Genomic DNA, 21984 nt, shown 5'->3' on the forward strand with positions numbered 1-21984 from the left:
GCGCGTCTCCGCGCCTAGGATTGCGATGTGTCCACCGAACCGATCCGCAGCGCGCCCGAGGAACGTCTCGTCAACCTCGTCGTCGCCCTGCTGGCCACGAATCAGGGCCTGACGAAGGACACGATCCTCTCCTCGGTCTCGGGATATCGCGAGCAGGGTTCGGCCGGTGCGTCGAAGGATGCCCTCGAGAAGATGTTCGAACGAGACAAGGACAGTCTCCGTTCTCTCGGTGTGCCGATCGAGACCATCGGAGACTACGCCGACCCCGATGATCTGCGCGAGGCCAGGTACCGGGTCCCCACGGCGGAGTACTCGCTCCCCGTCGACATCGACTTCACGCCGGCCGAGATCGCTGTCCTGAACCTCGCCAGCGGTGTCTGGGGGGAGACGTCCATGTCGGCGTCGGCGCGCAGCGGTCTGCGCAAGATCCAGGCGCTCGGCATCGAGGTCGATGCGCCGATCATCGGATACGCGCCCCGCATCAGTCTGCGCGAACCTTCGTTCGCTCCGCTGCAGCGGGCCATCGAGCAGGCGCGCGTCGTCGAGTTCGACTACATCAAGGGAGGATCGGATGCCGCCCACCGTCGGCGCGTGCAGCCGTGGGCGCTCGTGGAGTACGACGGCCGCTGGCACGTGTACGGCTTCGATCTGCTGCAGGACGCCGAGCGGACCTTCCTCCTCTCCCGCATCGCCTCGGACGTCGTCGTCACGCGGACCTCGTTCGACCTGGCGCTCCGAGAAGGCGCGGGCGAGAAGGCGCTTTCGGGTCTTCGGGCGGTCGCCGACGGGCAGCGGGCGCGACTTCAGGTGGAGCCCGGCACTGAAGCGGTCCTGCGGCTGCATCGGCGATCTGTCGGCGAAGACGACACGGGATGCCTCGTCCCCTACGTCGACGCTCAGATCTTCGCCGACGAACTCGCGTCCTACGGTCCGGAGGTGCGCGTGATCGATCCGCCCGAACTCGCCGAGCTCGTGGCGACCCGTCTGCGTCGGGCGCGTGACCTGCACATGGAGGCGGCCGGATGAGGGCGCAACCGCTGGTCGCGACCGATCGCGCCTCCCTCATCCTCCAGCTCGTCCCGTACCTGATCTCCAAGGGCGAGGTCACCGTCGTCGAAGCGGCGCGCGACTTCGATGTCGAGCCCGACGAGATGCGCTCGATGGTCGAGAAGCTCACCGTCATCGGGCTCCCCGGGGACGGCGGATTCTGGCAGATGGCCAACGACCTCTTCGACATCGATTGGGACCTGCTCGACGAGCAGGACACCATCTCGATCACCAATGCCGTCGGTCTCGAGCGGACCCCGCGTCTCACGGCACGCGAGGCGGCGGCGTTGCTCGCCGGGCTGCAGATGGCGGCGAGCCTCCCGGGCGTCGGCGACAGCGGCGTGGTGCAGGGGCTTCTGGCGAAGCTCGCCGCGGGGGCATCGAGTGCGCCCGCGGAGGTCATCGTCGCGACACCGGTCGTGGACGACGTGCGGACGACCGTCGCGGAGGCGGTGCAGCGAGGGGTGGCCGTGTCGTTCGCGTATCGCGCCCCGGACGCGCCGGTGACCACGCGCACCGTCGACCCCGTCAAGGTCCACATCGCGGACGGCCAGTGGTACCTCCAGGGGTGGTGCCACTTGCGCCAGGCGGTGCGCACCTTCCACCTCGACCGGGTGTCGGACGTGGTGCCGACCGACATCCCGAGCACCCACCAGTCGGACGCCCTCCCCGGACTGTTCGAGCCGGCCGAGACCGACGTGGTCGTCGAGCTCCGGTGCCGCAAGGACGTCGTGCCCCTCCTCGGCGAGTTCGCGGCTCGCGCCGTCGTGCGGGGCAAGGGCGAGTTCCGCACCGTCAGCCTTCGGGTCGGCGACGAGCGGAGCCTCAAGCGGCTCGCGGCGCGGCTCGGCGGCGATGTCGAGATCGTCTCGCCGGCGGACGCCCGGGAGGCGGCCCGCGCCTGGGCGGATGCCGGGCTCGCCCAGTACACCTGAGGGTCTCTGTTCACCTGGGGCGGTTAGACTGAACCGACACCCCAACCCGAGGAGCTTTCATGGGCGGCTTGCAAGGATGGCACCTGATCGTCGTTCTGGTGGTGATCCTGCTCCTGTTCGGAGCGGCGAAGCTGCCTGCCCTCGCGAAGAGCGTCGGCCAGTCCGCCCGTGTGTTCAAGGGCGAGATGAAGGCGATGAAGGAAGAGGACGGCCCGGCCGAGACGCCGAACCACCAGCAGCCTCAGGCGCCCACGTCCGTCACCGGGCTGACGCCGCCGCCCGCGCAGGGCCCACCGCAGGGCCCCAGCTCCTCCTGAGGCGGTGACGACCACCGAACGGGACGCCGCGACGGGCGACGCCCCGCGCCGAGACAAGCGGATGTCGCTGGGCGATCATCTTCGTGAGTTCCGCAAACGTCTGATCATCGCCGCCATCGCGATCGTGGCGGGGATGGTCGTCTCATTCACTCTCGGCGACGCGATCATCTGGGCGATCACGGAACCGATCCGCGTCGTGGCGGAGAGGCGCGGCGACGAGAACGCCGTGACCCTCATGTTCGCGACGGTCACGTCCGCCTTCGACCTCCGCATCCGCATCGCCTTCGCCGTCGGCATCCTGATCTCCGCACCGGTCTGGTTGTGGCAGATCTGGGCGTTCCTCATGCCGGGACTGACCCGCAAAGAGGTTCGGTACACCATCGGTTTCGTCGCCGCGGCGGTGCCGCTCTTCTTCGCCGGCGCGTTCACGGGATGGCTCATCCTCCCGCACCTCGTGGAGCTCATGGCCGGATTCACCCCCGACGGGGCGTCGAACTTCTACGACGCGAAGTATTACTACGACTTCGTCTTCAAGCTCCTGATCGTCGTCGGGGTCTCGTACGTGACGCCCGTCTTCCTGGTCGCGCTCAACCTGTCGGGAGTGATGACGGGCAAGGAGATCATGAAGGGGTGGCGAGTCGCGATCGTCATCGCGACGGTATTCGCCGGAGCGGCCACGCCGGCCGCGGACGTCGTCAGCATGCTCATCCTCGCCGGAATCCTCACGCTGCTGTTCTTCGCCGCTGCCGGTCTCTCGATGATCTTCGACCGCCGCAAGAGCAAGCGCGACGCTGCGCTCCTCGGTCCGATCGCATGACGGACTTCGCCGCTCGATACGCACGCGCACAGTCCGGCCGACGGCATCCGATCTCGGCGGCGTTCGCCGACATGCAGCGGTTCGACCTCGACCCGTTCCAGATCGAGGGATGCCAGGCACTCGAGGACGGGAGCAGTGTGCTCGTCGCCGCACCCACAGGGGCGGGGAAGACGATCGTCGGTGAGTTCGCGATCCACCTCGCGATGCGCGAACCCGGCGACAAGGCGTTCTACACGACGCCCATGAAGGCCCTGTCGAACCAGAAGTTCCGGGAGTTGCAGGAGGTCTACGGCGCGGACGAGGTCGGCCTGCTCACCGGCGACACGAACATCAACGGCAACGCGCGTGTGGTCGTGATGACGACCGAGGTCCTCCGCAACATGCTGTACGCGGATTCGCCGGCACTCCGGGGCCTGCGCTACGTCGTGATGGACGAGGTCCACTACCTCGCCGACCGGTTCCGTGGACCCGTGTGGGAAGAGGTGATCCTCCACCTTCCGCCGGCGGTGCGGCTCGTGTCGCTGTCGGCGACCGTGTCGAACGCCGAGGAGTTCGGGGACTGGCTCGATACGGTGCGGGGCGACACTGAGGTCATCGTGTCCGAGACGCGGCCGGTGCCGCTCGAGCAGCATGTCCTCGTCCGCGGCGATCTGCTTCCGCTCTTCGATGATCGCGCGGGCGTAGCCACCGCTCAGGTGAACCAGGAGCTGACGCGCATCCGATCGCCGAAGGGCGCCACCTACGAGAACAACCGACGGGCGATGGAGTACCGGTCGCGCGGCGACCAGGAGCGGCGCAGGCCTCACCGCGGCGGCAAGCGCCCCGTGCGTCCGTCCACAGCGGCGCGCATCGAGCGGATGGATCGCCCGCAGGTCGTGGAGCTCCTCGGGCGCTCGAATCTTCTTCCGGCGATCTTCTTCATCTTCAGCCGGGTCGGGTGCGACGCCGCGGTGCAGCAGGTGCGCCGCGCGGGCGTCCGTCTGACCGACACCGCAGAGCGCGACGAGATCCGCTCCATCATCGACGAACGGCTCCAACCGCTGCAGGACGAGGACCTCGCCGTCCTCGGCTACTGGGAGTGGCGCGAGAACCTGGAACGCGGCGTCGCTGCGCACCACGCGGGCATGCTGCCGGCGTTCAAGGAGGTCGTCGAGGAGCTCTTCCGCCGCAAGCTCGTCAAGGTCGTCTTCGCGACCGAAACCCTCGCCCTCGGCATCAACATGCCCGCTCGCACGGTCGTTCTCGAGAAGCTGGAGAAGTTCAACGGCGAGGCGCGCGTCGCCATCACCTCGGGCGAGTACACGCAGCTGACGGGTCGTGCCGGCCGCCGCGGCATCGACGTCGAGGGCCACGCGGTCGTCCAGTGGACCGAGTCCCTCGACCCCCAAGCCGTCGCCGCGCTGGCTTCGCGGCGCACTTACCCGTTGAACTCGAGCTTCCGCCCGACGTACAACATGGCCGTCAACCTGATCGACCAGTTCGGTCGGGAGCGCGCCCGCGAGATCCTCGAATCCTCGTTCGCCCAGTTCCAGGCGGACCGCGCCGTCGTCGGTCTCGCCCGTCAGGTGAAGGATGCCGAGGCATCCCTCGCCGGCTACGAGAAGTCGATGACGTGCGATCGGGGAGATTTCGCCGAGTATTCCGGCATCCGGCGCGATCTGAGCGACGCCGAGAAGCTCAACAGAGCCGACCGCGCCGCCCCCGCGCGCATCCGGCAGCAGCACCAGAACGAGATCCAATCGCTCCGGCGTCGCATGCAGCGGCATCCCTGTCATTCCTGCCCCGACCGCGAGAATCACGCCCGCTGGGCGGAGCGGTACTGGAAGCTGCGGCGCCGCACGGATCGCACGCGACGCGACATCGAGACCCGCACCGGCACCGTCGCGCGGATCTTCGACCGCATCATCGACGTGCTCGCAGAGCTGAACTACGTCGCCTTCGACGACGGCGCCGCGGCTCTGACGGCCGCCGGGCGGACGATGCGCCGCATCTACGGGGAGCGCGATCTGCTCGTCGCGGAGTCGCTCCGGCGGGGGCTGTGGCGCGACCTCGACCCTGCGGGTCTCGCTGCCCTCGCCTCGTGTCTCGTGTACGAGCCGCGCCGCGACGAGGCGGGGGAGTTCCGGCTGCCGCGCGGACCGTTCCGCGAGGCGCTGTCGAAGACGCAGGATCTGTGGAGCCGTCTCGACGACCTCGAGCAGGAGCACCGCCTGCCGGGGACCGAGCCTCTGGCAACCGGACTTGCGCAGCCGATGAACTCCTGGGCCCGAGGCGCGTCTCTCGACGTCGTCCTCACCGAGGCCGACATGGCGGCCGGCGACTTCGTGCGCTGGACGAAGCAGACCATCGACCTGCTCGACCAGCTGTCGATCGTCGCGGATGCCGACGTCGCGGTGACGGCTCGGAAGGCCTTGGATGCCGTCCGGCGGGGGATCGTGGCCTACAGCTCTGTGTGAGCCCCGGCGCCGGTGTGTGGAGGGGATGACGGGAATCGAACCCGCGTAATCAGTTTGGAAGACTGAGGCTCTACCATTGAGCTACATCCCCGTCGACGCTGTGAACAGCGCCTCGACGAGTGTAGCGGACATGGTCGGCTAGACTTACCAACGGCCGTTTTTCGGCGCTCGCCAGCGTGCGCGCCCGGGGCGTAGCTCAGCTTGGTAGAGCGCCCGCTTTGGGAGCGGGAGGCCGCAGGTTCAAATCCTGTCGCCCCGACAACGGCCCCACGAACCCAGATCACCGAACGGACGCGCGTGTGCGCGGCCGGACAAGGAGAACGACAGGCATGGTCACCAGCACCGTCGAGCAGCTCAGCCCCACCCGGGTGAAGCTCCACATCACGGTCACCCCCGAGGAGCTCAAGCCGAGCATCTCGCACGCGTACGAGCACATCGCGCAGGACGTGCAGATCCCCGGCTTCCGCAAGGGCAAGGTCCCGGCGCCGATCATCGATCAGCGTGTCGGCCGTGAGGCCGTCCTCGAGCACGCCGTCAGCGAAGGCCTCGACGTCTTCTACCGCGAGGCCGTGACGGCGAACGACGTCCGCATCGTCGGTCGTCCCGCCGCCGAGATCGTCGAGTGGCCGAGCACGAAGGACTTCTCCGGCGACCTCAAGGTCGAGGTCGAGGTGGACGTCCGCCCCGAGTTCGAGCTTCCCGCCTACGACGACATCACCATCGAGGTCGACGCGGTCGAGACCGACGAGGCTGCAGTGGATGCCGAGCTCGACAAGCTCCGCAGCCGCTTCGGCACGCTCGTGACCGTCGACCGTCCCGCCAAGGCCGGCGACTTCGTCGAGCTCGACCTCGTCGCCACGATCGACGGCAACGAGATCGACCGCGCCGAAGGCGTCTCGTACGAGGTCGGCTCGGGTGAGCTCCTCGAGGGCATCGACGAGGCTGTGGAGTCGCTCACCGCGGGCGAGGACACCACGTTCCGTTCGAAGCTCGTCGGCGGCGACCACGCCGGTGAAGAGGCCGAGGTCGCCGTGACCATCAAGGCCGTCAAGGAGCGCGAGCTTCCCGAGGCCGACGACGACTTCGCTCAGGTCGCCTCCGAGTTCGACACGATCGGCGAGCTCCGCGAGAGCCTCGTCGAGCGCGTCTCGGAGCAGGCTGTCTTCACGCAGGGCTCCGCCGCGCGCGACAAGCTGATCGAGGTCCTGATCGAGAAGGCGGACATCCCCGTGCCCGCCAAGCTGGTCGAGGACGAGGTCCACACCCACCTCGAGGGCGAGGGCCGCCTCGAGGACGACGTGCACCGTGCCGAGGTCACCGAGGCGAGCGAGAAGCAGGTTCCGCACGCAGATGATCCTCGACAAGATCGCCGAGAAGCACGAGGTGCAGGTCTCCCAGGAGGAGCTGACGCAGTACCTCATCCAGTCGTCGGCGCAGTACGGCATGTCGCCGCAGGACTTCGTCAATGCGCTCCAGGAGGGCAACCAGATCCCGATGATGGTCGGTGAAGTCGCCCGCAACAAGGCCCTCGCCGTCGCACTCGGCAAGGTGACCGTCGTCGACACCAACGGCAAGAAGGTCGACCTGGCCGGCTTCGCCGCCGAGGACGACGAGGCAGCGGACGAGGCCACCGAGGCAGCGGACGAGAAGCCGGCCGCCAAGAAGGCCCCTGCGAAGAAGGCTCCGGCCAAGAAGCCCGCCGCGAAGAAGGCAGACGCCGCCGACGAGGCTGCCGACGAGAAGCCCGCCGCGAAGAAGGCTCCCGCCAAGAAGCCGGCCGCCAAGAAGGCCGACGCGGATGCCGCCGAGGAGCCCGCGAAGAAGGCTCCCGCCAAGCGCGCGACCAAGAAGGCCGCCGACAGCGAGTGACCCTCACCGACGGGCGGCGGGTGCCTTCGGGCCCCGCCGCCCGTCGTCGTTTCCGGGCATTCCCCGCGGCGCCGGAGGCGGTCGATGCCGCGCCCGGTATGCCCACGGCGAACACGGGCGAGACGCTCGGAACGCGCCACTAGATTCGAAGCACGAACACGAATCCAGGAGAGCATCCATGGCTGAACCCCTTATGGCGACCAGTGTCTTCGACCGGCTGCTGAAGGACCGAATCATCTGGCTCGGTTCCGAGGTGCGCGACGAGAACGCGAACGAGATCTGCGCCAAGATCCTGCTGCTCGCGGCCGAGGATTCCGAGAAGGACATCTACCTCTACATCAACTCGCCCGGTGGCTCGATCACCGCGGGTATGGCGATCTACGACACGATGCAATTCGTGCCGAACGACATCGTCACCGTCGGTATCGGCATGGCCGCCTCGATGGGCCAGTTGCTGCTGACCAGCGGCACGAAGGGGAAGCGGTACATCACTCCCAACGCCCGCGTCCTGCTGCACCAGCCCCACGGCGGCTTCGGCGGCACGTCCAGCGACATCCAGACGCAGGCGCAGCTCATCGTGTCGATGAAGAACCGTCTCGCGGAGATCACCTCCGCCCAGACCGGCAAGTCGGTCGAGCAGATCAACGCCGACGGTGACCGCGACCGCTGGTTCACCGCCGACGAAGCGCTCGAGTACGGCTTCGTCGACCACATCCGCGAACACGCTGCCGACGTCGCCGGCGGCGGCGGAACCGAGAACTGAGCGTCGGAGGACAACGCATGAACACCCCCATCTTCGGTCGCGCGCAGAGCGACATGATGCCCTCGAGCCGGTACATCCTTCCGCAGTTCGAGGAGCGCACCGCCTACGGCTACAAGCGTCAGGACCCGTACAACAAGCTGTTCGAAGACCGCGTGATCTTCCTCGGTGTGCAGGTCGACGACGCGTCCGCCGACGATGTCATGGCGCAGCTCCTGGTCCTCGAGTCGATGGACCCCGACCGCGACATCATCATGTACATCAACTCGCCCGGTGGTTCGTTCACCGCGATGACGGCGATCTACGACACGATGCAGTACATCTCGCCCCAGGTGTCGACCGTCGTCCTCGGGCAGGCTGCGTCGGCGGCATCCGTTCTCCTCGCCGCAGGAGCTCCCGGCAAGCGCCTCGCCCTGCCGAACGCCCGCATCCTGATGCACCAGCCCGCGGTCGGGGAGTCCGGTCACGGTCAGGCGTCGGACATCGAGATCCAGGCAGCGGAGATCCTCCGCATGCGCACCTGGCTCGAAGAGACGATGGCTCACCACACGAACCGCTCCGTCGAGCAGGTCAACAAGGACATCGACCGCGACAAGATCCTCTCCGCGCAGGAAGCGCTGGAGTACGGCATCGTCGACCAGGTCCTGACGTCCCGCAAGCGGACGCCTGCGGCCATCACGGCCTGACATCCGTCAGCAGATGCCCCGCCGATCCGTCGGCGGGGCATCGTCGTCCACACCCGTGTCGCAATCCGCCCGGTGTCCGGATCTGCGATTAGGCTCGACTGCACCAGCTTGAATCCTGAGGGGGAGCACCATGGCACGCATCGGTGAGAGCGCCGACCTGTTCAAGTGTTCCTTCTGTGGGAAGAGCCAGAAACAGGTCCAGCAGCTGATCGCCGGCCCCGGCGTATACATCTGCGACGAGTGCGTCGAGCTCTGCAACGAGATCATCGAAGAGCGCATGGCCGAGTCCGGCGACGGCGAGGTCAAGGACTTCGATCTCCCCAAGCCGCGTGAGATCTTCAGCTTCCTCGAGGAGTACGTCGTCGGGCAGGATCCCGCCAAGCGCGCCCTCGCCGTCGCCGTCTACAACCACTACAAGCGCGTCCGTGCCCGCAGCACGATCCAGTCCGCCGAGCAGCGGGCCGACGAGGTCGAGATCGCCAAGAGCAACATCCTGCTCCTCGGTCCGACCGGCTGCGGCAAGACCTACCTCGCGCAGACCCTCGCGAAGCGCCTGAACGTCCCCTTCGCCGTCGCGGATGCCACCGCGCTCACCGAGGCCGGCTACGTCGGCGAGGACGTCGAGAACATCCTGCTGAAGCTGTTGCAGGCGGCCGACTTCGACGTGAAGCGTGCCGAGACCGGCATCATCTACATCGACGAGGTCGACAAGATCGCCCGCAAGGCGGAGAACCCGTCGATCACGCGTGACGTCTCCGGTGAGGGTGTGCAGCAGGCGCTCCTGAAGATCCTCGAGGGCACGGTGGCTTCCGTGCCGCCGCAGGGTGGCCGCAAGCACCCGCACCAGGAGTTCATCCAGATCGACACGACGAACGTCCTGTTCATCGTCGCCGGCGCCTTCGCGGGCCTCGAGGACATCATCTCCTCGCGCGTCGGCAAGCACGGTGTCGGTTTCGGCGCTCCGCTGCAGGACAAGGAGCAGGAGCTCGACGTCTTCCGCGACGTCCTTCCTGAAGACCTCCACAAGTTCGGGCTGATCCCCGAGTTCATCGGTCGGCTCCCCGTGGTCACGACGGTGTCGCCCCTCGACCAGACCGCGCTCATCGAGATCCTCACCGGACCCAAGAACGCCTTCGTCAAGCAGTACCAGCGGATGTTCGAGCTCGACGGTGTCGAGCTCGAGTTCGAGGATGACGCCCTTCGTGCCATCGCCGATCTGGCCGTCGCACGCAAGACGGGCGCGCGCGGTCTCCGCGCCATCCTCGAGGACGTCCTCGGTCCGATCATGTTCGAGATCCCGTCCGCCGAGGACGTCGACAAGGTCGTCGTCACCCGGGCATCCGTCGAAGAGGGCGCACCCCCGACGCTCGTCCTGCGGCAGAAGCGCAAGAGCGCCTGACGTCGGGCCCGCGGTGTCGGTTGCCGCGGGTAGCGTTCCCGGCATGGGACGCATCCTCTTCGACACGGCCACCTCGATCGACGGCTACATCGCGGACGACGAGAACTCGCTCGCATGGCTCTTCGCCGTAGAGAACGGTGACACCCCGGACGACGCTCTGTTGCCGGCGGGGGCGACGGCGCTGGTGGAAGGATCGACGACCTACGAATGGGTTCTCGCCGAGTCCGACATCCTCGCGCACCCTGAACGGTGGGCGCAGTTCCACGGCGACCGCCCCACATTCGTCTTCACCACCCGCGACCTCCCGAAGCCGGAGGGCGCCGACATCAGATTCGTTCAGGGGCCGGTGGCATCCGTCCTCCCGACGATCCGTGCAGCTGCGGGAGCCGGTGACGTCTGGGTCGTCGGCGGGGGAGACCTCGCCGGTCAGTTCCTCGACGCGGGCGCACTCGACGAGATCGCGATCTCCGTGGCCCCGGTCTTCCTGACCGGGGGTGCGCCGCTCTTCCCGCGCCGGATCGGGTCGGAGCGGCTGCGTCTGCGGTCGGCGGAGGCCGTCGGCCAGTTCGCCCGTCTCGTCTACGAGGTCCGCGCTGCCACGGAGTGAGGTCAGCCGGTGAGGCCGCGCCGCTCCAGGAGGGGCTCGATGCGCGCGTCGCGTCCGCGGAAGTCGCGGTAGGCCTCGAGCGGATCCTTCGAGCCGCCGACGCCCAGGAGCCGGGTGCGGAAGCGGTGGCCGTTCTCGCGCGTCAGCCCACCGTTCTCGTGGAACCACTCCACGGTGTCGGCGTCGAGGACCTCGCTCCAGATGTAGGAGTAGTAGCCCGCGCTGTACCCACCCGAGAAGATGTGCGCGAAATAGGTCGAGGAGTACCGGGTCGGGACCGCGGGGTTGTCCAGCCCGATGTCGGCCAGCGCCGTGGCTTCGAACGCGTCGACGTCGATGCCGACGGCCGCGTCATCGGCATCCAAACTGTGCCAGGCCTGGTCGATCCACGACGCGGCGAGGTACTCGCTCGTCGCGAAGCCCTGGTTGAAGGCCTCGGATTCGCGGAGCTTCTGGACGACCTCGGCGGAAAGCGGCTCGTCGGTGTCGATGTGGCGCGCGTAGGACGCGAGCACCTCGGGCCAGAAGATCCACATCTCGTTCACCTGGCTCGGGAACTCGACGAAGTCGCGGAACACCGACGTTCCCGCGAAGTGCGGGTAGGTGACCGTGGCGAACAACCCGTGCAGGGCATGACCGAACTCGTGGAAGAGCGTCGTCACCTCGTCGAGGGTCAGAAGCGTGGGGCTCCCCGGAGCGGGCTGGGGCACGTTGAGGTTGTTGACGACGATCGGCGCCGTGCCGCGCAGGGCGGACTGCGACACGATCGAGTTCATCCACGCCCCGCCACGCTTGGAGTCCCGTGTGTACAGGTCCAGGACGTAGAGCCCGAGGTGGGAGCCGTCCTCGTTCCGGACCTCGAAGACACGCGCCCCGGGGTGATACGCGGGAAGGTCAGCACGCTCGGTGAACGTGATGCCGTAGAGATCCGTCGCCGCGCGGAACACGCCGTCGACCAGGACTCGTTCGGCCTCGAACCAGGGGCGCAGAGCGGTCCGATCGAGGTCGTACCGGGCTTGGAGCGCACCCGCTCGGTGTAGAAGGCCCAGTCGTGAGCAGCCAGGGGGAACCCCCCGCCCTCGCCGTCGATGATCTCCTGCAGGGCCGCCTGCTCCTGTCGCGCGTTCGCTGCGGCGGGGACCGCGAGTCGGCGCAGGAGGTCGTGCACGGCTTCGGGGGAGCCGGCGGTCTCGTCGGCGGTGACGTAGGCCGCATGCGAGTCGTAGCCGAGGACGCGGGCCCGCTCCGAGCGCAATCGCACGATCTCGGTGAGCACCTCGCGGTTGTCGTTCGCGTTGCCTCGACGACCGCGGGAGCGGGATGCCGCCATGAGGCGCTCTCGGCTCGTCCGAGAGGTGAGCGACGAGAGGTACGGGTGACCCGTGAACAGGGTGAGGGTGACGACGTACTTGCCCTCGAGGCCGCGCTCGGCGGCGTTGCGCGCGGCGGCCGAGAGCTCGCCGTCGGTCAACCCGTCGAGCTCCGCCGCGTCGTCGAAGACGACGGCGAGGTCGTTCGTGTCGGCGAGGAGATTCTTCTCGAACGTCGTCGTGAGCATGGACAGCTGCTGGTTGAGCTCGGTGAGGACGGTCTTGTCCGCCTCATCGAGGCCGGCGCCGGCGCCCGTCATCTCGCGATAGGTGCGCTCGACGAGGTATCGATCCTCACCCTCGAGGCCGAGCTCCTCGAGACGCGCGTGAACCTCGGCGACCCGCGCGTACAGATGCGCATCGAGCGTGACGGCGTCGTGGTGAGCGGCCATCAACGGCGCGAGCTGCTCGTCGATCTCCTGGATCTCCGCCGTCGCGTTCGCGGAGCTGACTGTATAGAAGGTTCGCGCGATCCGTCCGAGGGGCTCGCCGGACTGCTCGAGCGCGACCAGCGTGTTCTCGAACGTCGGCTCTTCGGAGGACGTCGCGATCGCGTCGATCTCTGCACGGTGCGACGCGAAAGCCTGCTCGAAAGCGGGGAGGTAGTGCTCCGGGCGGATGCTCGGGTAGTCCGGCAGGTCGAAGGGGAGAGGAGAGGGGGAGAGGAGCGGGTTGGTCGCGGCATCCGTCATCGTCCCAGCGTACGTCGGCAATGCGCCACCCATATGCAAAGAAAAGCTTGCAAAGATAGACTTGCAAAGATATCTTTGGAACATGACAGAGACACCGAAGCGGCGTGAAGACCGCAGTCTGGATGCCGGGGCCCTCCGCGCCCTCGCTCACCCGCTCCGCGTGCAGCTCTTCGACATCCTGTCGCAGTACGGGCCCCAGACCGCGAGTTCGCTGGCCGAGCGCACCGGGGAGTCGTCGGGCGCCACCAGCTACCACTTGCGGGCGCTGGCGAAGCAGGACCTCATCCGCGAGATCCCCGATCGGGGGTCGGCGCGTGAACGCTGGTGGGAGCGTGCCGACAAGTCGGTGTCATTCGACAGTCCTGAGGCGATGGCCTCGCCCGCAGGGCGCTCCGCGACCCAGCTGATCATGAACGAGTTCCTCGGACGCCGTCAGCAGCAGCTCATGCGGCACGTGAACGAGGCCATCGCCGATCCGGACAAAGAGGACGATGTCGCCGCCATCATCTCCACCGCCAACATCCATCTGACCCCTGATCAGGCGAAGGACATGATCCGGCGCCTGTCCGAGATCGTCGACGAGGTCGTCGCCTCAGCGCGCGGCCATGAGGAAGACCCCGACCGCTTGCCGTTCACCGTCCGGGTGGACGCATTCGCACTGCCCGAAGACGGAGACGGACGATGACCACGATCACGATCCCCACCCTGGACGTCACCGTCCGGCCCACACGGCTCGAGGCCGCGCTGTGGGCGGCGACGACGTCGGTCCAGGCTGCGGTCGCCGCGCGGATGCTGCGTCGCGCCGATCAGGCGGTCGCTCGCTCAGCGGCCGAGGAGCGCAGGAACGACACGCGTGCGCACGTCCTCGCCCACATCGCGCGTCACCCGCGAAGCTGAGCCGGATTCAGGACATGCCGTCGTCGTCGAGGTGACCGACGACGACCTCGCCCTCGCGGTCCACGCGGACGACGACGCCCGTCTCGAGTTCCGCCACGGGGCGACCCTCGAGCCAGGTCAGCGTCCATCGCGGTCGCGGCTGCCCGAGCGGGTCCTGATCCACGGATGCGTCGACGGCCGCGATCTGCTCGCGGAGGATCTCCGGCACGGCGGACGGCGGCTGGTCGCCGCTCGTCCAACGGGTTCCGAGCTGCATGGTCAGACCTCCTGCGGGGTGAGGACGATGTCGCCGACCGACACCGTGTCGCCGGACGCGTACGACACCTGCGCGATGCGTCCGACCGCGGCGAGGTCGCCCTCAGCGGAGCGGATGGCGTCGAGCGCGGCATCCGGTCCCGTGATCGTCAGGGACTCCACCGGCGTCTTCTGCGAGGCCTTGGCCTCGGTCTTCGCGCGACGCACGCTGATCAGGGCCTCGCCGACGGTCTTGAGCACGGCGGGGTCTCCCTCGATGCCGAGCGCCTCGGGCCAGGACGCGGTGTGCACCGACCCCTCCTCGAACCAGGACCACGCCTCCTCGGCCGCGAACGACAGCACGGGGGCGAGCAGGCGCAGGAGCGTCGACAGTGCCGTGCGCAGCGCGAGGGCGGCCGAGGCCTGGCCGGTGTCGGCCTGGTTGTACGCGCGCTCCTTCACGAGCTCGAGGTAGTCGTCGCAGAACGTCCAGAAGAACGCCTCGGTGATCTCCAGCGCCCGGGCGTGGTCGAAAGCGTCGAACGCCTTCGTGGCATCCCGGACGACCTGGTCGAGGGTCGCGAGCATCGACGCGTCGAGCGCGTGCGTGATGCGGGCGTCCTCGGGCACCGGGAACGACAGCACGAACTTCGCCGCGTTGAGCACCTTGATGGCGAGGCGACGGCCGATCTTCACCTGCGTCGGGTTCTGCGGGTCGAACGCCGCGTCGGCGCCGAGGCGGCTGGAGGCCGCCCAGTACCGGACCGCGTCGGTGCCGTGCGCGTCGAGGATGTCGGCGGGCGTCACGACGTTGCCCTTCGACTTCGACATCTTCTTGCGGTCGGGGTCGACGATGAAGCCCGAGATGGCGGCATCCGTCCACGGCGCGCGGCCGTCCTCGAGCACCGAACGCACCATCGTCGAGAACAGCCACGTGCGGATGATGTCCTGACCCTGCGGGCGGACGTCGAACGGTGCCACGAGGTCCCAGAGCTCGGGGTCGCGCTCCCACCCGCCCGCGAGCTGCGGGGTGAGGGAGGACGTCGCCCAGGTGTCGAAGATGTCGCGCTCGGCGTCGAAGCCGCCGGGCACGCCGCGCTGGTCCTCGGTGTAGCCGTCCGGCACGTCCGTGGTCGGGTCGACCGGCAGGCGCGAGAGGTCCGGGGTCAGCACGCGGTCGTAGTCCCGCTCGCCGTTCTCATCGAGGCCGTACCAGACCGGGATCGGCACACCGAAGAAGCGCTGGCGCGAGACGAGCCAGTCGCCGGTGAGGCCGTTCGTCCAGTTCTCGTACCGCACGCGCATGAAGTCCGGGTGCCAGCCCATGCCGCGGCCCATCTCGATGAGCTTGTCGCGCAGATCCGCGTCGCGGGCACCGTTGCGGAGGTACCACTGGCGGGTGGAGACGATCTCGAGAGGGCGGTCGCCCTTCTCGTAGAACTTCACCGGGTGCGTGAACGGCTTCGAGACCTCGAGCAGCTCACCGGACTCCTGCAGCAGCTCGACGATGCGCTTCTTGGCGCTGAACACCGTCTTGCCGGCGAGCTCCGCGTACGCCGCCTTCGCGGCATCCGTTCCGAGCACGTCGGGGGCCTCGTCGATGATGCGGCCGTCGCGACCGAGGATCGTGCGGTTCGGCAGGTCGAGCTCGCGCCACCAGATGATGTCGGTCACGTCGCCGAACGTGCAGATCATCGCTATGCCGGTGCCCTTGTCCTTCACCGCGAGCGGGTGGGGGAGGATCGGCACCTCGACGTCGAACAGCGGCGTGCGCACCGTCGAGCCGAAGTACGGCTGGTAGCGCTCGTCGTCGGGATTCGCCACGAGTGCGACGCAGGCGGGGAGCAGCTCGGGACGGGTCGTCTCGATGTGGATGTCGCCGGAGCCGTCGGACTTGTGGAAGGCGACGCGGTGGTACGAGGCCTGCTGGTCGCGGTCCTCGAGCTCGGCCTGCGCGATGGCCGAGCGGAAGTCGATGTCCCAGAGCGTGGGCGCCATGGCCTGGTACGCCTCGCCGCGGTCGAGGTTCCGCAGGAACGCGAGCTGGCTCGTGCGGATGGTGTCGTCCGAGATCGTGCGGTACGTCTGCGTCCAGTCCACCGACAGGCCGAGCTTGCGGAACAGATCCTCGAACTGCTTCTCGTCCTCGATCGTCAGCTCCTCGCAGAGCTCGATGAAGTTGCGACGGCTGATCGGCACCTGATCGGCCGGCTTGAGGCTCTTCGCGTCACCGCGGAACGGCGGCGTGAAGTCCGCGTCGTAGGGCAGCGAGGTGTCGCAGCGCACGCCGTAATAGTTCTGCACGCGGCGCTCGGTGGGCAGACCGTTGTCGTCCCAGCCCATCGGGTAGAACACCGTCTTGCCGCGCATGCGCTCGTAGCGCACCTTCACGTCGGTGTGCGTGTAGCTGAACACGTGCCCGATGTGGAGCGAACCGGATGCCGTCGGGGGAGGGGTGTCGATCGAGAAGACGCCCGCGCGCCCCTTGGCCTTGGCCGCATCGCGGTCGAACAGGTACGTGCCGGCGTCGGACCACGCGGCATCCCACTTCTGCTCGAGGCCTTCCAGGGCGGGCTTGTCGGGAATGTGCGCGTTCGTCATGGTGATGCTCCTCGAGCGATATGTGCGGCACTGTGTGAGCGTGCCTGAGTGTGGGTGGCAGACAGTCTACCGCCGGGGTGCTGGTGGGACCGAGGCGCGACGCGGCTTCGCGAGGAGATGGAGGTTCCCGAGGAGCGGATGCCGGGATCCGGCCCTCGGGACGCGTCATCTCCTCGCGAAGCGACGCGCTGCCTCCTCCCGGGCGGACGGGTCGGGTCTGTCTGTGCACACCGTCCCGCCGTGCGCGCCGCAGGAAGGTCGGGGCGCCCAGGCTGTGCGGATGAGGGTGACGGATGCGGTGGCGCAGGGCGGCGGGATCGTTCGATCGGCGGCGTTGCGCCGACACGGCTTCAGCGACCGAGCGGTGCGAGTGGCGGTGGACGCGGGCGAGCTGGTGAGGCCGAGGCGGGGCTGGGTCGCGACGCCGAGGAGCGATCCCGCGCTCCGAGCGGCAGCCGCCGCGGGAGTCGTCCTCTCGTGCGCGACGCAGGCGCAGCGGCTCGGGTTGTGGGTGTTTCGATCGGATGCCGTGCACGTTGCGGCATCCGCTCATTCGGGCTCGGTCCGGATCGAGAACCCGAACACGGTCGTCCACTGGGCGGAACCGATCGTGCCCCGCGCGCCCGACGCGCTCGTCGATCCGATCGAGAACGTGCTCGCGCTGACCGCCGCGTGCCTACCGTTCGAGGAGGCCCTCGCGATCTGGGAGTCGGCCCTCGAGCGCGGGATGGTGCAGCTACCGGTTCTGCGCCGGCTCCCGTTCCCCGGGCGGGCTCGGGAGGTCTTGGCGCAGGCGACGCCGTTCGCCGGATCGGGTCTCGAGTCCTTCATCCCGCCGCGGCTCGCGTGGCTGCGCGTGCCCATCGTCCCGCAGGCGTGGATCGCAGGACACCGCGTGGACTTCCTGATCGGCGATCGCCTCGTTCTGCAGATCGACGGCGGCACTCACGTGGGAGCCCAGCGCGACGGCGATAACGCTCACGATGCCGAACTGATGCTCCTCGGCTATCAGGTGGTCCGTGTCGGATACGCCCAGGTGGTCCACCGCTGGCACGTCGTGCAGGACACGATCACCCGCGCCGTGGCACAGGGATTGCACCTCGCCGAGGGGTGACGCTTCGCGAGGAGATGGAGGTTCCCGAGGAGCGGATGCCGGGATCCGGCCCTCGGGACGCGCCATCTCCTCGCGAAGCGACGCGCAAGGCTCAGAACGCGGTCTCGATGGTCTCGTTGCCGTCGATGATCTCGCGCACGGGGTCGCTCGTGAACGCGTCGACGAGGGCCTTGGTGGACGCGGCATCCTTGTCCTCGCCCGGGACGACCAGCTGCAGGGCGAACCGGTCGTCGAGCTCGGTCAGCAGGCCGTCGTCCTGCGGGGTGAGCCCGAGCGCGGCGATGTGGGACGGCCACTGGAAGACGAGGTCCGCCTCGTCGTAGGCGGTGTTGAGCTGGTTGATCTGCAGCTCGAGGAACTGCAGATCCTTCGGGTTCTCGGCGATGTCGTCCACCGTTGCCGCGTACGGGTCGATGCCCTCGGCGAGAGTGATGATCTTCGCGTCGGCGAGCATCTTCAGTGCGCGACCGGTGTTGGACGCATCGTTGGGGATCGCGACGGTCGCGCCCTGCGGGAGGTCGGCGATGTCGTCGAGGGTCTTCGAATAGAACGCGATCGTGAAGTTGTAGATCGGCTGCACAGCCGTGAGGTCCGCACCGTTCGCGGTGTTGAACTCCTCCATGTACGGCTTGTGCTGTGAGAAGTTCGCGTCGATGTCGCCCGCGGCGAGCATCTTGTTGATCGTGACGTAGTCGGCCACCTCGACGAGCTGGATCTCGTAGCCGTCCTCGATCTCGTCGGCGGCCGCTTCGACGATGTCGGTCATCGGCGAGGTGACGGCGCCGACCCGGATGGTCTGGACGTCGGCGCCGCCCTGCGCGGCGGGCGAGGCGCAGCCGGCCAGGAGGGCGACGGCGGCGGCGGTGAAGGCGGCGGCGAGGGTGAAGCGGCGCGGGGACATGGTGCTCCTTGTGGGATGGGGACGGATGCCGGTGGTGGGCCGGACTCAGCGGTGGTCGAGGCGGACCGAGATCCGCTGGCCGACCGCCTGGATGACGAGGACGATGATGAGGATGACGAGGATCGTGAAGTACATGAGCACGTCGTCGTACTCCTGGTAGCCGTAGCGGAGCGCGAAGTCGCCGATGCCGCCGCCGCCGACGACACCGAGCACCGTCGAGTACGAGAGCAGGCTGATACTCGCGGACGTCAGCGCATAGACGAGACCCGGCAGGGCTTCGGGCAGGAGGAAGCGCCAGACCGTCTGCGGGACGGTCGCGCCGAGGGTCTGCGCGACACGGGGGATGCCGGGGCTCACCTCGCGGAGGATCTGCTCCACCAGCCGGCCGTAGACGGCCACGGCGACGACGCAGAGCGAGAAGGTCGCCGCGGGCGTGCCGAAGGTCGTGCCGTAGACCGCGCGCGTCACGGGGACCAGGAAGACGACGAGGAGGAGGAACGGGAACGAACGGATGACGTTGATCAGGAAGTTCGCGACCGACCAGACGAGGCGCTGGGGGAGGATGCCGCCGGGGCGGGTGAGGTAGACGGCGGCCCCGAGCGGCAGTCCGAACACCACCGCGGCCGCGAGCGAGGCGCCGAGCATGTAGCCGGTTTCGCCGAGGGACTCGAGGAGGTCGTCGCCGCGCTCGGCGAGCGACGCCCCCAGCGAGGCGAAGACGTCCTCGGCGCCGGTCATGCGCCGAGCTCCCGCCGTGCGCGGTCGAGGTACGTCTCGCGCTCGCCGCGTGCCGAGGGCGCGACCTCGAGGACGTCGACCAGCCGGCCGTCCTCGAACAGGGCGACCCGGTCGCAGACGCTGCGCACGACGTCGAGATCGTGGGTGACGATGACGACCGTCGTCCCGAAGCGGTCGCGTGCATCACGGAGCAGATCGAGTACTTCGCCCGCCGTCGCCGCATCGAGGGCGGAGGTGGGCTCGTCGCACAGCAGCAGCCGGGGGCGGCTCACCAGCGCCCGGGCGATCCCGACGCGTTGCCGCTGCCCGCCGCTGAGCTGCGCCGGGTACGCATCGGCGCGGTGATCCAGCCCCACGAAGCGCAGCGCGTCGTCGACGGCGCTCGCCGCCCGCTCCCGCCGGGGGCGCAGCAGGAGGGCGACCTCGACGTTCTGACGGACCGTCCGGTTCGCCAGCAGGTGGACCCCTTGGAACACGACGCCGATCTCGCGTCGCAGGCGGCGGAGACCGGCGCGGTCGAGGCGGCCGATGTCGGCGCCCAGCACGGTCACGGAACCCGAGGTAGCAGCGACTTCGCCGGTGAGGAGGTTCAGCAGGGTGCTCTTGCCGGCACCGCTCTCGCCGATGACGCCGAGGATCTCGTGGTCGGCGACGGTCAGGTCCACCTCGGCGAGTCCCTGCACGCCTCCGGGGTACGCCACGCCCGCGCGAGCGAGCTCGACGGGCGACAGGGACAGCACGAGAGGACCTCAGAACGTTGTTGGATGCCGTCCAACTATAGTTCTGCCATGAGCACCAGGTACCGGACCGAGGCGATCAACGACGACGGCGGGACCGGTGTCAGCCGGGTCACGGGCGGTCTGGAGGTCGCGGTCTCCAACCCGCTGAGCCCCGACGCGGACCTGTCACGCAGCAATCCGGAGCAGCTCCTCGCCCTCGCCTGGGCCACCTGCCTCGACGCCACCCTGCAGGCGATCGTGGCGGGCGCGCACCGCACGCGGGTCCGCGTCGAGGTCGAGCTCCACGACTCCCCGGCGCGCGGCGGCTACGAGTTCCACGTCACGGCGTTCGTCTCCGCCGAGGGGCGCACGCTCACCGAGACGGACGACCTCGTCGCGGCCGCGCACGATCGATGCCCGATCTCCCGTCTCCTTCGGGATGCGGCTACCGTCGGCATCCGCGCGGAGGAGTGGGCCGACTAACGGTCTACCGCGAACCCGAGGTGCGGCATGTCGACGCCTCGGTAGCGCGTGACGAAGCGGCGACGGACCGTCATCCCGAGGCGGATGGCGACGTTCATCGACGCGATGTTCGTGTCGCGGACCTTCGCCCACACGGTCGGGGTATCCAAGTCCCGGAATGCCCAGTCACGCGACGCCGCGGCAGCCTCCGTCGCGTACCCCCGGTGCCAGTACGCCCGTCGGAAGAGGTACCCGACCTCCAGGACCTCGTCGTCGTCGATCCGTTGCCGGGTGATGCCGCACTGGCCGACCATCTCGCCCGGGGCGTCGACGAGCTCGACGGCCCACAGGCCGAAGCCGTCCTCCGCGTAACGCTGCAGGTTCCGGTCCAGCCAGGCCTGGGACTCCGCCTCGGTGAACGCCCCCTCGTACGCGGTCATCGCGACCGGGTCGGTGAGGATCGCCCGGAGCGCCGGCAGGTCGTCCGCGCGCATGTCGCGGAGGACGAGCCGGGCCGTCCGCAGCGTCACTCGTCCGTCCTCACATCGATGCCGAGGGATGCCGCGAACGCGAGTGCGTGCGAGGTCGCCTGATCGGCGGTCAGGGTGACGCCCCGCAGCATCCGGACGTCTGTGAAGGAGAGCACGTCTGCGCCGCGCAGGTCGACGTCGCCCGCCTGCCACTCCCGGACGTCCATCTCGTCCACCGTCGACTCCGCGATCCTCATCCGCTCCACGCGGGCGCCGGGGAGGTCGAGGGTGCCGATGCGGCATCCGGTCACGTCGACGTCCCGCAGCGTCGCGCCGCCCGCCGTCAGGTAGTCGATGCGCACGCCGTCGAGGATGAGCCCGTCGCAGCGCGCGCGGGACAGATCGAGCGTGCCGATCCGCCCGCCGCGGACGACGACCGTCCGCCACGTCCCCTCGCGGGCGATCAGCTCTGCTGTCGACACGGCGTCGAGGATGACGTCGGTGAGGATCGCGCCACTCAGATCGAGGGTTTGAACGGATGCCGGGGCTACGACGCTCTCGCTGATGCGGGTGTGCGCGGCATCCGTCGTCCCGGGGTCGAGGTCGATGCGCGCTTCGGACGTCTCGCCCGACCGGCGAAGCGTCGCGGGCGCGAATTCGCGGGGCAGATCCGGATCGGGGATGCGGGGAGGCTCGGGACGGATGCGGGAACGGGCCATGACGCCAGGCTATGCCGACGGTATGATTGTGCCCATCAGCACCGATCCGGCCATCACCGGGGAGCTCTCGGAAGAACAGCGGTCCGCCGCCCAGTAGAACCGAGCGGGGCAGGCCCGTCATCGCCGCAGGTGAGTGGGTGCACCCGGAACCGGGTCGCGCCAAGCGGGGTGGTA

The 21984-nt window shown here is 68.6% G+C and carries 20 protein-coding genes, 2 tRNA genes and 2 pseudogenes; 15 read left to right on the plus strand and 9 right to left on the minus strand.

All coding sequences use genetic code 11. The features are described from left to right. Window positions 1-27 precede the first annotated feature (27 nt). From QE428_RS10870 to QE428_RS10890, 5 genes are all read left to right on the plus strand, one after another. Window positions 28-1026 (plus strand): YafY family protein, encoded by a 999-nt coding sequence (locus QE428_RS10870; protein ID WP_307469045.1) that lies wholly within the window; start codon window positions 28-30, stop codon window positions 1024-1026. Next, a complete protein-coding gene (locus tag QE428_RS10875) occupies window positions 1023-1982 on the plus strand; it encodes a YafY family protein (RefSeq protein ID WP_307469048.1) in 960 nt (319 codons plus the stop codon). The genes QE428_RS10870 and QE428_RS10875 overlap by 4 nt, the downstream gene beginning before the upstream one ends. 59 nt (window positions 1983-2041) lie before the next feature. Next, the gene (tatA, locus tag QE428_RS10880; protein WP_091353042.1) at window positions 2042-2299 is read left to right on the plus strand and encodes a Sec-independent protein translocase subunit TatA; all 258 of its coding nucleotides are present in this window, start codon (window positions 2042-2044) and stop codon (window positions 2297-2299) included. Between the two features lie 61 nt (window positions 2300-2360). Beyond that, window positions 2361-3116: a twin-arginine translocase subunit TatC gene (tatC, locus tag QE428_RS10885; protein WP_172824718.1), complete on the plus strand. Its 756-nt coding sequence runs from the start codon at window positions 2361-2363 to the stop codon at window positions 3114-3116. Then, window positions 3113-5572: an RNA helicase gene (locus QE428_RS10890; protein ID WP_307469051.1), complete on the plus strand. Its 2460-nt coding sequence runs from the start codon at window positions 3113-3115 to the stop codon at window positions 5570-5572. Before tatC ends, QE428_RS10890 begins: the two co-directional genes overlap by 4 nt. Before the next feature lie 17 nt (window positions 5573-5589). Here the strand turns inward: QE428_RS10890 and QE428_RS10895 are convergent. After that, window positions 5590-5663 (minus strand) — tRNA-Gly (locus QE428_RS10895). Between the two features lie 94 nt (window positions 5664-5757). On the opposite strand from QE428_RS10895, the gene QE428_RS10900 reads away from it, so the two are divergent. The 6 genes and pseudogenes from QE428_RS10900 (at window position 5758) to QE428_RS10925 (ending at window position 10893) form a co-directional block, all read left to right on the plus strand. Then, window positions 5758-5831, plus strand: a tRNA-Pro gene (locus QE428_RS10900). 70 nt (window positions 5832-5901) lie between these two features. After that, window positions 5902-7441 (plus strand): annotated as a pseudogene (gene tig, locus QE428_RS10905) (trigger factor). Beyond that, window positions 7371-8204, plus strand: coding sequence for an ATP-dependent Clp protease proteolytic subunit (locus QE428_RS10910; protein ID WP_269457020.1), 834 nt, complete (start codon window positions 7371-7373; stop codon window positions 8202-8204). Before tig ends, QE428_RS10910 begins: the two are co-directional and overlap by 71 nt. Window positions 8205-8221: 17 nt before the next feature. Continuing rightward, complete coding sequence (locus QE428_RS10915) at window positions 8222-8887, plus strand: ATP-dependent Clp protease proteolytic subunit (RefSeq protein WP_018186570.1); 666 nt, start codon at window positions 8222-8224, stop codon at window positions 8885-8887. A 130-nt stretch (window positions 8888-9017) separates the two neighbouring features. Then, window positions 9018-10286, plus strand: a complete 1269-nt coding sequence (clpX, locus tag QE428_RS10920) for an ATP-dependent Clp protease ATP-binding subunit ClpX (protein ID WP_091353058.1) — start codon at window positions 9018-9020, stop codon at window positions 10284-10286. A 43-nt stretch (window positions 10287-10329) separates the two neighbouring features. Then, window positions 10330-10893, plus strand: coding sequence for a dihydrofolate reductase family protein (locus QE428_RS10925; RefSeq protein WP_307469065.1), 564 nt, complete (start codon window positions 10330-10332; stop codon window positions 10891-10893). Window positions 10894-10895: 2 nt separating this feature from the next. On the opposite strand, the pseudogene QE428_RS10930 reads toward QE428_RS10925, so the two are convergent. Then, window positions 10896-12955 (minus strand): annotated as a pseudogene (locus QE428_RS10930) (M3 family metallopeptidase). Window positions 12956-13037: 82 nt separating this feature from the next. On the opposite strand from QE428_RS10930, the gene QE428_RS10935 reads away from it, so the two are divergent. Together QE428_RS10935 and QE428_RS10940 are read left to right on the plus strand one after the other, a co-directional pair. Continuing rightward, window positions 13038-13640 (plus strand): helix-turn-helix transcriptional regulator, encoded by a 603-nt coding sequence (locus tag QE428_RS10935; RefSeq protein ID WP_091353069.1) that lies wholly within the window; start codon window positions 13038-13040, stop codon window positions 13638-13640. Beyond that, complete coding sequence (locus QE428_RS10940) at window positions 13637-13852, plus strand: hypothetical protein (protein ID WP_133399494.1); 216 nt, start codon at window positions 13637-13639, stop codon at window positions 13850-13852. Before QE428_RS10935 ends, QE428_RS10940 begins: the two co-directional genes overlap by 4 nt. A 7-nt stretch (window positions 13853-13859) precedes the next feature. On the opposite strand, the gene QE428_RS10945 is transcribed toward QE428_RS10940, so the two are convergent. Then, window positions 13860-14108, minus strand: a complete 249-nt coding sequence (locus tag QE428_RS10945) for a hypothetical protein (protein WP_091353075.1) — start codon at window positions 14106-14108, stop codon at window positions 13860-13862. Between the two features lie 2 nt (window positions 14109-14110). After that, on the minus strand, window positions 14111-16687 hold the full coding sequence (gene valS, locus QE428_RS10950; protein ID WP_307469075.1) for a valine--tRNA ligase: 2577 nt from the start codon (window positions 16685-16687) through the stop codon (window positions 14111-14113). Window positions 16688-16967: 280 nt separating this feature from the next. On the opposite strand from valS, the gene QE428_RS10955 reads away from it, so the two are divergent. After that, window positions 16968-17801: a type IV toxin-antitoxin system AbiEi family antitoxin domain-containing protein gene (locus QE428_RS10955; protein WP_307469077.1), complete on the plus strand. Its 834-nt coding sequence runs from the start codon at window positions 16968-16970 to the stop codon at window positions 17799-17801. Window positions 17802-17892: 91 nt separating this feature from the next. On the opposite strand, the gene QE428_RS10960 is transcribed toward QE428_RS10955, so the two are convergent. The 3 genes from QE428_RS10960 to QE428_RS10970 are packed head-to-tail and all read right to left on the minus strand — an operon-like array spanning window position 17893 to window position 20180. After that, window positions 17893-18702, minus strand: coding sequence for a MetQ/NlpA family ABC transporter substrate-binding protein (locus tag QE428_RS10960; protein ID WP_307469080.1), 810 nt, complete (start codon window positions 18700-18702; stop codon window positions 17893-17895). A 45-nt stretch (window positions 18703-18747) separates the two neighbouring features. Continuing rightward, a complete protein-coding gene (locus QE428_RS10965) occupies window positions 18748-19440 on the minus strand; it encodes a methionine ABC transporter permease (RefSeq protein WP_307469084.1) in 693 nt (230 codons plus the stop codon). Beyond that, window positions 19437-20180, minus strand: coding sequence for an ATP-binding cassette domain-containing protein (locus tag QE428_RS10970; protein ID WP_307469087.1), 744 nt, complete (start codon window positions 20178-20180; stop codon window positions 19437-19439). The genes QE428_RS10965 and QE428_RS10970 overlap by 4 nt, the downstream gene beginning before the upstream one ends. Before the next feature lie 48 nt (window positions 20181-20228). On the opposite strand from QE428_RS10970, the gene QE428_RS10975 reads away from it, so the two are divergent. Further along, window positions 20229-20642 carry an OsmC family protein gene (locus QE428_RS10975; RefSeq protein WP_091353091.1) on the plus strand — a complete coding sequence of 138 codons (414 nt, stop codon included), beginning with the start codon at window positions 20229-20231 and terminating at the stop codon, window positions 20640-20642. Here the strand turns inward: QE428_RS10975 and QE428_RS10980 are convergent. Together QE428_RS10980 and QE428_RS10985 are read right to left on the minus strand one after the other, a co-directional pair. Further along, window positions 20639-21151, minus strand: a complete 513-nt coding sequence (locus QE428_RS10980) for a GNAT family N-acetyltransferase (protein WP_307469090.1) — start codon at window positions 21149-21151, stop codon at window positions 20639-20641. The genes QE428_RS10975 and QE428_RS10980 overlap by 4 nt on opposite strands. Then, on the minus strand, window positions 21148-21810 hold the full coding sequence (locus tag QE428_RS10985) for a hypothetical protein (RefSeq protein ID WP_091353096.1): 663 nt from the start codon (window positions 21808-21810) through the stop codon (window positions 21148-21150). The genes QE428_RS10980 and QE428_RS10985 overlap by 4 nt, the downstream gene beginning before the upstream one ends. Window positions 21811-21984 lie beyond the last annotated feature (174 nt).

Source organism: Microbacterium sp. SORGH_AS_0505 (assembly GCF_030818715.1).
Taxonomy (GTDB): domain Bacteria; phylum Actinomycetota; class Actinomycetes; order Actinomycetales; family Microbacteriaceae; genus Microbacterium.

What these genes read in the sequence shown, in the direction of transcription:
- QE428_RS10910 (WP_269457020.1), top strand. Translation starts at nt 7,371, where the DNA reads ATGCCGCCGAGGAGCCCGCGAAGAAGGCTCCCGCCAAGCGCGCGACCA.
- QE428_RS10915 (WP_018186570.1), top strand. Translation starts at nt 8,222, where the DNA reads ATGAACACCCCCATCTTCGGTCGCGCGCAGAGCGACATGATGCCCTCG.
- clpX (WP_091353058.1), top strand. Translation starts at nt 9,018, where the DNA reads ATGGCACGCATCGGTGAGAGCGCCGACCTGTTCAAGTGTTCCTTCTGT.
- QE428_RS10940 (WP_133399494.1), top strand. Translation starts at nt 13,637, where the DNA reads ATGACCACGATCACGATCCCCACCCTGGACGTCACCGTCCGGCCCACA.
- QE428_RS10945 (WP_091353075.1), bottom strand. Translation starts at nt 14,108, where the DNA reads ATGCAGCTCGGAACCCGTTGGACGAGCGGCGACCAGCCGCCGTCCGCC.
- QE428_RS10975 (WP_091353091.1), top strand. Translation starts at nt 20,229, where the DNA reads ATGAGCACCAGGTACCGGACCGAGGCGATCAACGACGACGGCGGGACC.
- QE428_RS10890 (WP_307469051.1), top strand. Translation starts at nt 3,113, where the DNA reads ATGACGGACTTCGCCGCTCGATACGCACGCGCACAGTCCGGCCGACGG.
- QE428_RS10960 (WP_307469080.1), bottom strand. Translation starts at nt 18,702, where the DNA reads ATGTCCCCGCGCCGCTTCACCCTCGCCGCCGCCTTCACCGCCGCCGCC.
- QE428_RS10925 (WP_307469065.1), top strand. Translation starts at nt 10,330, where the DNA reads ATGGGACGCATCCTCTTCGACACGGCCACCTCGATCGACGGCTACATC.
- tatA (WP_091353042.1), top strand. Translation starts at nt 2,042, where the DNA reads ATGGGCGGCTTGCAAGGATGGCACCTGATCGTCGTTCTGGTGGTGATC.
- QE428_RS10965 (WP_307469084.1), bottom strand. Translation starts at nt 19,440, where the DNA reads ATGACCGGCGCCGAGGACGTCTTCGCCTCGCTGGGGGCGTCGCTCGCC.
- QE428_RS10955 (WP_307469077.1), top strand. Translation starts at nt 16,968, where the DNA reads ATGAGGGTGACGGATGCGGTGGCGCAGGGCGGCGGGATCGTTCGATCG.
- tatC (WP_172824718.1), top strand. Translation starts at nt 2,361, where the DNA reads ATGTCGCTGGGCGATCATCTTCGTGAGTTCCGCAAACGTCTGATCATC.
- valS (WP_307469075.1), bottom strand. Translation starts at nt 16,687, where the DNA reads ATGACGAACGCGCACATTCCCGACAAGCCCGCCCTGGAAGGCCTCGAG.
- QE428_RS10875 (WP_307469048.1), top strand. Translation starts at nt 1,023, where the DNA reads ATGAGGGCGCAACCGCTGGTCGCGACCGATCGCGCCTCCCTCATCCTC.
- QE428_RS10935 (WP_091353069.1), top strand. Translation starts at nt 13,038, where the DNA reads ATGACAGAGACACCGAAGCGGCGTGAAGACCGCAGTCTGGATGCCGGG.
- QE428_RS10985 (WP_091353096.1), bottom strand. Translation starts at nt 21,810, where the DNA reads ATGGCCCGTTCCCGCATCCGTCCCGAGCCTCCCCGCATCCCCGATCCG.